Raw genomic sequence first — 1,548 nt, 5'->3', positions numbered from 1 at the left:
CTTTGAGGTTGGGCCAACCCAAAACCTCCGCACACTGGCGGGGGGTTTTCTGGTGCAGGAGGCCGACTTGCCCCAGGAAGCCGACCGCCGGCAGTCCTGGCGGGTGGTGAGCGAGCGCCAGCCGACACCGGAAGAGTGGGCGGATCTGGAGTTTGCCTGGATAGTCTGCAAACACGTCAAATCCAACGCCATCGTCGTTGCCCGGCAGGGGCAGACCCTCGGCATTGGCGCAGGCCAGATGAACCGGGTGGGCGCTGTCGAGATTGCCCTTCGCCAGGCTGGCTCGCAGGCAGCAGGAGCAGTTTTGGCCAGCGACGGCTTTTTCCCCTTTGCCGACAGTGTGGAGGCGGCAGCCCGTGCTGGGATCCGCGCCATCATCCAGCCGGGAGGCAGTCTCCGCGATGCCGATTCCATTGCTGCTGCCAATGCTGCCGGCATGGCCATGGTCTGCACTGGCATCCGTCACTTTTTGCACTAGGGCAGACCCCAAGCTCTGGCCCGCTCCGCCAGCCAGCCCTCGGCGCGCAGGTTTTCCAGCTCGCGGCGCACCCGCAGCCGCAATTCAGCATGCTCCAGCCCCTTGGGCAGGGCAATGCCCAGCCCCACCGCCGCCAACGGGGATCCCAAAAACTGAAACTGGGGGTGCTCCGCCAGCCACCCCGCCAGCACCGAGCGATCCGCTGCCCAGACCTGTACCGCTCCTTTTAGGAGCAACTCCGCCCCTTCCCGGTAGGAATCCACCGCCACCAACTCAACCCCTGGGAGGTAGCGCTGGAGGTAAGCAATAGCAGCCGATCCGCGCAGGACGGCAATCCGCGCGCCGCCCACATCCGACCAGCTCGTCCAGTTTTGGGAACGGGCCACAACCAAGCTGGAGCCATCCAGGTAGTAGGCCGAGGTCAACTCCACCTGGCGCGCCCGATCCGGCGTGATGCCAATTTGGGCAATGGCCAGATCCACCCTCCCAGTGGCCACTGCCTGCAGCCGCTCCCCATTGCTCACCGGCACCAGCTCCACCGCCGCCGGGGATCCCAGCAGCCGGGACCCCAGCTCGCGGGCTAGGTCAATCTCAAACCCCTGCAGCTTGCCTTCGGCATCGCGAAACCCCAAGGGCCGGAGGTTGTCTTTGACCGCCACTCGCAACTGCCCCGACCGAACAATCTCCAGCCAGGGGCGGGCAGCAGCAGGAATCCCCATCCCCCCGCCAGCTAAAGCTAGGCTGGCCGCCAAGCAAACCTTCCCGACCGCCGTGGCCAACGGAGACCGCGCTTCCATTAGGAGGCGCGAGCCTGGCGGGCTGCCTCCACCACTTGGGTAAAGGCTTCGGGATCCAGGAAAGCCAGGCGGGCCAACATTTTACGGTTGAGCTGGATATTGGCTTTCTTGAGGCCGTCGATGAACTCACTGTAGCGCAGGCCCTGGGCACGGGTGGCGGCGTTGATGCGGGCAATCCAGAGGCGGCGAAAATCCCGCTTCTTGCGGCGGCGATCCCGGTAGGCGCTGCGCAGCGCCTTCATCACCTGCTGGTTGGCAGTGCGAAACAGCTTG

The 1,548-nt window shown here is 65.3% G+C and carries 2 protein-coding genes and 1 pseudogene; 1 reads left to right on the top strand and 2 read right to left on the bottom strand.

Annotated elements, in window-relative coordinates; genetic code table 11:
* Positions 1 to 478, top strand: a pseudogene (gene purH / locus NW827_RS01900) (bifunctional phosphoribosylaminoimidazolecarboxamide formyltransferase/IMP cyclohydrolase); the annotation flags it as partial.
* Here the strand turns inward: purH and NW827_RS01895 are convergent.
* Positions 475 to 1,197: a transporter substrate-binding domain-containing protein gene (locus NW827_RS01895; RefSeq protein WP_414503274.1), complete on the bottom strand. Its 723-nt coding sequence runs from the start codon at positions 1,195 to 1,197 to the stop codon at positions 475 to 477. The pseudogene purH and the gene NW827_RS01895 sit on opposite strands and share 4 nt — an antisense overlap.
* Positions 1,198 to 1,274: 77 nt before the next feature.
* Positions 1,275 to 1,548 (bottom strand): 50S ribosomal protein L20 (gene rplT / locus NW827_RS01890; RefSeq protein WP_414503273.1); only part of this gene is annotated, 274 nt, incomplete at its 5' end.

The sequence above is a fragment of the Synechococcus sp. H70.1 genome, assembly GCF_047502705.1.
Taxonomy (GTDB): Bacteria; Cyanobacteriota; Cyanobacteriia; order Thermostichales; family Thermostichaceae; genus Thermostichus.
The sequence above is the reverse complement of the archived record's forward strand: the minus strand, read 5'-3'. Positions and strand labels throughout refer to the sequence as shown.